Origin of the sequence: Burkholderia sp. Ac-20392, assembly GCF_017104585.1 — a bacterium.
In the GTDB taxonomy this organism is placed as follows: Bacteria; Pseudomonadota; Gammaproteobacteria; order Burkholderiales; family Burkholderiaceae; genus Burkholderia; species Burkholderia lata.
Genome location: NZ_JAAGPB010000472.1, coordinates 1 through 6458 on the forward strand (window position 1 = coordinate 1; position 6458 = coordinate 6458).

4 protein-coding genes are annotated in these 6458 nt (G+C 64.9%); 1 reads left to right on the top strand and 3 read right to left on the bottom strand.

Annotated elements, in window-relative coordinates; genetic code table 11:
* Positions 1-140 precede the first annotated feature (140 nt).
* The 3 genes from G3N99_RS32295 to G3N99_RS32305 all read right to left on the bottom strand — a co-directional run bounded on the left by G3N99_RS32295 (position 141) and on the right by G3N99_RS32305 (position 5015).
* On the bottom strand, positions 141-2522 hold the full coding sequence (locus G3N99_RS32295; protein ID WP_206124399.1) for an MCP four helix bundle domain-containing protein: 2382 nt from the start codon (positions 2520-2522) through the stop codon (positions 141-143).
* A gap of 457 nt (positions 2523-2979) precedes the next feature.
* The gene (locus G3N99_RS32300; RefSeq protein ID WP_174935913.1) at positions 2980-4710 is read right to left on the bottom strand and encodes a cation acetate symporter; all 1731 of its coding nucleotides are present in this window, start codon (positions 4708-4710) and stop codon (positions 2980-2982) included.
* Positions 4707-5015: a DUF485 domain-containing protein gene (locus G3N99_RS32305; RefSeq protein WP_206124400.1), complete on the bottom strand. Its 309-nt coding sequence runs from the start codon at positions 5013-5015 to the stop codon at positions 4707-4709. Before G3N99_RS32305 ends, G3N99_RS32300 begins: the two co-directional genes overlap by 4 nt.
* Before the next feature lie 669 nt (positions 5016-5684).
* On the opposite strand from G3N99_RS32305, the gene G3N99_RS32310 reads away from it, so the two are divergent.
* Positions 5685-6368, top strand: coding sequence for a phospholipase (locus G3N99_RS32310; RefSeq protein WP_206124401.1), 684 nt, complete (start codon positions 5685-5687; stop codon positions 6366-6368).
* Positions 6369-6458 lie beyond the last annotated feature (90 nt).

Genomic DNA, 6458 nt, shown 5'->3' on the forward strand with positions numbered 1-6458 from the left:
TCTGCGCCGTATCGCGTTCAAGCGCCGCGACGAGGCGCTTGCGCGTCACACGAAACACGACCGCCGCCACGATTGCGACGACGACACCGCCCGCCAGTGCGGCGGCCATCTGGATCATCCACGCCTGCACCATCACGTCGTCACTCCGCCGTGCCGATATCCGCGCTGCGCGCACGTTCGTGCGCGACGCCCTGGGCGGCGCCGTCCGCCGCGAAGCGGGCCGGCAGCGACACGATCGTCTCGAACCCGCGATACGGCGCGCCGACGCGATCGTCGGTGAAACGCAGCGCGATATCGCCGCCGTCGCGCTTCAGGAAGTTGCGCACCGCGTCCATGCCGACGCCGCGGCCCGACACTTCGGTCACGGCATTCGCGGTCGAGAACCCCGGCCGGAAGATCAGCTCGGCCACTGCGTCGTCGGACAGCGCCGCGTCGTGGTCGGCATCGATCCAGCCGCGCTCGCGGGCGATGCCGCGAATCCGGTCGAGCGCGAGGCCGCGGCCGTCGTCGCTCAGCACGAACCACAGCTCGCCGCCGCCCACGCCGACCGCGATGTCGATCGTGCCGGATACCGCCTTGCCGGCCGCGCGCCGCTCGTCGGACGATTCGATCCCGTGGTCCATCGAATTGCGCAGCAGGTGCATGAACACGTTCTTCAGCGTCGCGGCGATTTCGCTGCGCACGCGGTGGCCGTGGCTGTCGATATGCACGACCGGCGCCGGCTTGCCGAGTTCGGCCGCGAGCGACGGCAGCGACTCGATCACGCCGCCGAGCGCGTCACCGATGCCCTGCGTGCCGAGCTGGCTCAGCATGCGACGCACGGCGTCGCGGGCTGCATGCCAGTCGGCCGCGTTCGCCGGATCGGCGCCGTCGAGCACGCGCAGGCTCTCGCTGATATGTGCGCGTTCGACCATCAGGAAGTCCGCGCCCTGCACCGCTTCGCCGCTGCGGCCGAGCGTGACCGCGTTGATCGTCGCGTAGTGCTCGACCGCCTCGCGCACGCGCGCCAGGTCGTCCATCAGCGCGTCGCGGTTCCATTCCGGGCCGCCGTCCGCGCGGCGCAGCGAGTCGTACGCCTGCTCCGCTTCGTGGACGATGTTCGTCAGGTGCTGGAGACTGTACGTGCGCGCATTGCCCTTGATCGTGTGCATGTTGCGGAACAGCGCCGCGACGATCGAATGATCGGCACGCTCGTGCTGGCGGATCATCCGCTCGTTCTCGCTGAGGAAGCCCTTCGCGCTGTGCACGAAGTCGTGGAACTTGTCCTGGCTGATCGACAAAATCTCGCCGATCATCTCGAGGCGGCGCTGCTGCTCGCCGGCCTGCGCGGTCAGCTCGCGAATCTCGGTCACGTCGCGCACGCACAGCATCAGGCGCACGACCGTGTCGGTCTCGTCGGTGATCGCCGACCAGCTCAGGTCGAGCCACTTGTCGCGGCCGTCCGGCATCCGCTTCGCGACCTCGTTCACCAGCAGGTGCTCGTTGAACTCGAAGTTCATGCTGTCTTCGCCGAGGCACGCATGCACGGCCGCATCGACCTGCGAACGCGCATCGGAACCGATGTTCGAGTCGTCGAACACGAGCGCCATCAGGTCACGGCCCGCGATGTCGCTCGTCTCGAAGATGGTTTCGAGGTACGCCGAATACTCCGCATGCACGACGCCGCCTTCGACGACGGTCAGGATCCCCTGCTGCATGTTCTGCAGCATCGCCTGGATGTCGGCCGTCTTCTGCTTGAGCTGCGCCGAGTTCTCCTGGATCTTCTCGATCATCCCGTTGAACGCGACGATCGAATGGCCGATTTCGTCCATCCGGCCCACCGGCACGCGGCGCGTGAAATCCTGGCTCGTCGCGATCTCGCTCATCGCCGTCTGCATCCCGATCAGCGGGCGCGTGATCTGGCGATACAGCAGCAGGCCGAGCGCGGTCAGCAGCACGATCACCGTGCCGGCGACGCCCGCGATCGCAGTCGCCGTCGTCGACAGCATCCCGTTCAGCGCGTTGATCGCGTCGTCCTTCTGGCGGTTCTTCTCGACGCGCAGCGTGTCGACGATGCTTTCGAGTTCGTCGCGATACTGCGCGACGTTCGCGAACAGGTACGCCTGCGCCATCTCGGGCTTGCCGTCGGCCTTCATCTTCACGGTGTCGTCGATCGCCGCGAAATAGTTCGTGGCGCTCTCCTTCGCCTGCGAGACGAGCCCGACCTGCGCCTGGCCGACCGCCGACTTCGCCTGCACGTCGAGTGCGGCGCGCAGCGCGCCCTGCTTCGCCTTCAGCTCGTCGCGCGCCTGCGCGGCAGTGTTCGCGTCGGGCGCATAGATGAGCGTCATCGTCGCGATCTGGATGTTCTTCACATCGGCGACGAGATCCGCCGACGCGAGCGCGCTCGGCACGATTCCCTGGGTAACCTGACGTACCTCGGACGCACTCTTGCGCGTCTGGTACACGGCATAGATGCCGATCGCGGACAGCGCGAAGAACGTCAGGACGACTAGCAGCGTAATGCGATGACGGATGGTCATGAGTACAGCTCCCCGCAGCGATTCGGCTTCGATCGCCGTTTGGTCTATTGAAAGAATGTGAGCGCCGAATTATCGGGGATGGTGTATGACGCTCCGATGACCAGAAATCAATTGTTCATTGATAAAAATGAAATGAATAATTGTGACGAAAGAGCCCTAAAGTATTGCCTGAATCTGCCGTTAACCTCGTGCCACAAGGCTTCGAACGGCGATCCTGCGCGGCCTTGAAATTCCAGATCCGGATATTTTATTTTTATTTATTTAATCCGCGAATTAACCGCAACCGGGCTTTCGTAAAACGTTTGCGCATTATCGACGAATTCAGTCGAATTCGCGATTTTTTATTGCCGGAGCGAGATTCGACCGACGGATGAAAACGATACCGCCCGCCCTGGGGCCGACGATGCGATGTGCTGCATCGTCAGCCCCGGGGCGGGCGTATTTGGCTCACGACCGGTCAGTGGCTGCTGGCGCGAGTCGCCCCCAGCCCCGTTTCCGAACGCACCTGCTGCGCGGCGAACGCGCCCTTCTCCGCCTTCGCGCGCAGGCTCGTGTCGAGTACCGAGAACAGCCACACGCCCACGAAGCCGATCGTCATCGAGAACAACGCCGGCGACGTGTACGGGAACCACGCCGAACCCTTCGGATAACCGAGCGTCGCTTCCCACACCGACGGCGACACGATCGTCAGCCCCACCGACGAGACCAGCCCCAGGAAGCCGCCGATGACCGCGCCACGCGTGGTGCAGCCCTTCCACATCATCGACAGGAACAGCACCGGGAAGTTGGCCGACGCGGCCACCGCAAACGCCAGCGACACCATGAACGCGACGTTCTGCTTCTCGAACGCGATGCCCAGCAGCACGGCGATCACGCCGAGCACCAGCGTCGTGATGCGCGACACCTTCAGTTCGTCGGCACTATTCGCGTTGCCGTTCTTGAAGACGGTCGCGTAGAGGTCGTGCGACACCGCGGACGCGCCCGACAGCGTGAGCCCGGCGACCACCGCCAGAATCGTCGCGAACGCCACGGCCGAGATGAAGCCGTAGAACACGTCGCCGCCCACCGTCTTGGCCACCAGCACCGCGGCCATGTTGGCCGTGCCCGCGCCGCCCTTGATCACGCCCTTGGCCACGTCGGACAGCTCCGGATTGGTCAGCACCAGCGTGATCGCACCGAACCCGATGATGAAGATCAGCACGTAGAAATAGCCGATCCAGGTGGTGGCCCAGAACACGGACTTACGCGCTTCCTTCGCATCCGGCACCGTGAAGAAGCGCATCAGGATGTGCGGCAGGCCGGCGGTGCCGAACATCAGCGCCATGCCGAACGAGATGGCCGAGATCGGATCCTTGATGAACCCGCCCGGCGACATCACCGACAGCCCGATCCGGGTCGCGTCGTCCGGCGCTTTGCCGGCATTCGCGGCGATCGCGGTCTTGACTTCCACGGCATGGGCGAACAGCGCCTCCGGGCTGAAGCCGTACTGCGCGAGCACCATGATCGCCATGAACGTCACGCCCGCGAGCAGCATGCACGCCTTGATGATCTGCACCCAGGTGGTGGCCGTCATGCCGCCAAACAGCACGTAGACCATCATCAGCGCGCCGACGATGACGACCGCCACCCAGTAGTCGAGACCGAACAGCAGCTTGATGAGTTGCCCCGCGCCGACCATCTGCGCGATCAGGTAGAACGCCACCACCACCAGCGTGCCGATCGCGGCGAAGCTGCGGATCGGCCCCTGCTCGAAGCGGTAGCCCGCGACGTCGGCGAAGGTGAACTTGCCGAGGTTGCGCAGCCGCTCGGCCATCAGGAACGTGATGATCGGCCAGCCGACCAGGAAGCCGATCGAGTAGATCAGGCCGTCGTAACCCGACGTCATCACTGCAGCGGAAATGCCGAGGAAGGATGCCGCCGACATGTAGTCGCCCGAGATCGCCAGGCCGTTCTGAAACCCGGTGATGCCGCCGCCTGCGGTGTAGAAATCCGCGGCGGAACGCGTGCGCGAAGCCGCCCACTTGGTGATCCACAACGTCCCTGCGACGAACAGCGCGAACAGGACGATGGCCGTGGTGTTGGTTGCCTGCTTGGCGGTCTGCCCGACATCGCCGCCGCCCGCGACGGCCACGCCGCACGCGAGCGAGGCCAGCAGCGCAACCAGCGTCATCGAAAGAGTCTTCTTCATTGGGCGACGTCCTGCAAGATGTTCTGCGTCAGTTGGTCGTATTCGTTGTTCGCGCGGCGCACGTAGATGCCGGTGATGACGACGGTGAACACGATCACCGCCATGCCGACCGGTACGCCGACACTCGTCACGCCGGTGCTCACCGGCTTCGCGAGGAACGACTTGTCGAATGCGATCAGTGCGATGTAGCCGTAGTACACGATCAGCATCAGCACGGTCAGGAAGATACCGAGCGTATTGCGCCGCCGCTTGAGCTGCGCATACTTCGGATGCGCTTCGATTTTTTTCACCAACCCATCATGCATCGCCTGTCTCCTGGTTTGCTTTTGAATGAGTGTGGCGATTCTGAAGAGCGAAGCTGACTGCGCGCTTACTCGATCTTTCGAGAACGCACTATGGTTTTCCCTAGCGGTCCTGGGTGCTGTGCTTGATGCGTGTACGCGACCGTGCGCATGGCGCGCTGTAACGTCGCCGCTGTTTCGGTGTAGCGATGCGGGTTAGTCAGGGCGCAATTTTTCGATAGTCCTCAATGAACGGATATTCCTGCTTGGCGCTAGTCGCTCACGACGATCGAGCTGATGGAAGGCATGAACGTGGAGCAGACACCGCATCTGCGCCGCAACGATGCTCACGCTCCCCGCGCCCAAGCGACGACGGATCTTTAGCAACGACAAGCATCGGCGAAAAGCCGCCGCCGTCAGTCAATCAGCTTGTTTCCGACGCTCGTCGTGATGCCGCTTGATACGGCGGCCGGGCTCGGGTTCTTTTCCGCACCGGTCGTGGGTGGCTGGATGGCGGTGGTTCGGTAGAAGATGACAAGCCCCGGCGCTGCGGCGGCACCGCCGACGCAAGTACGCCCGGCTCGCGGCATCGCATTCATTCCAGACAGGAAACAATCAATCGCACACCGGCGATTCACGTCGCAGTCCGCACGCCCTAGACTGTCGCATCGCTCCCCTTTCCGGATACATGCAATGACCGACGTCCTGCCGCTGACCACCGATCCCGAGTCGGGCCTCCAGTACCGGCTGCGCCCGGCCACCGGCCGCCCCGCTGCCCGCCTGTTGCTGCTGCATGGCGTCGGCGGCAACGAAACCAACCTGCTGAACCTGGCCGACGTCATCGATCCGCGCATCGAGATCGCATTCCTGCGCGCCCCGCTCGCGTTCGGGCCCGACCAGCACGCCTGGTTTCCGGTGCGCTTCGGCCCGAACGGCCCCGAAATCGACGCGGCCCGCGCGGATGCGAGCCGTATCAAGCTGATCACGCTGCTGCGCGCCTTCCACGCCAGCGGTGACGCGGGCGCCGCGTTGCCGACGGTGATCGCCGGCTTCAGCCAGGGCGGCATCATGAGCGCGAGCGTCGGCCTCACGTCGCCGCAGGACGTCACCGCATTCGCGGTGTTGTGCGGGCGCATCCTGCCCGAAATCGACCCGCTGATCGCGCCGCGCGATGCGCTTCGCCCGCTCCATGCGCTGATCGTGCACGGCCGCGCCGACGACAAGCTGCCCGTCGCGTGGGCCGACACCGCCGACGCGAAACTCACGGCGCTCGGCGTCGCGCACGATACGCGGCTGTATGCGGCCGGCCATGAACTGACCGCGGAGATGGCCGGCGATTTCGGCCGCTGGGTCGGCGAGCGCACCGGGTTGAACTGACCGTAACGGGACGCCGGGCATCGGCCGCGAACGACTCGGCATGCCCGGCGCGCCTCCTCTTCAGGCGCCACGCGCCGGCTCGGCGACGGC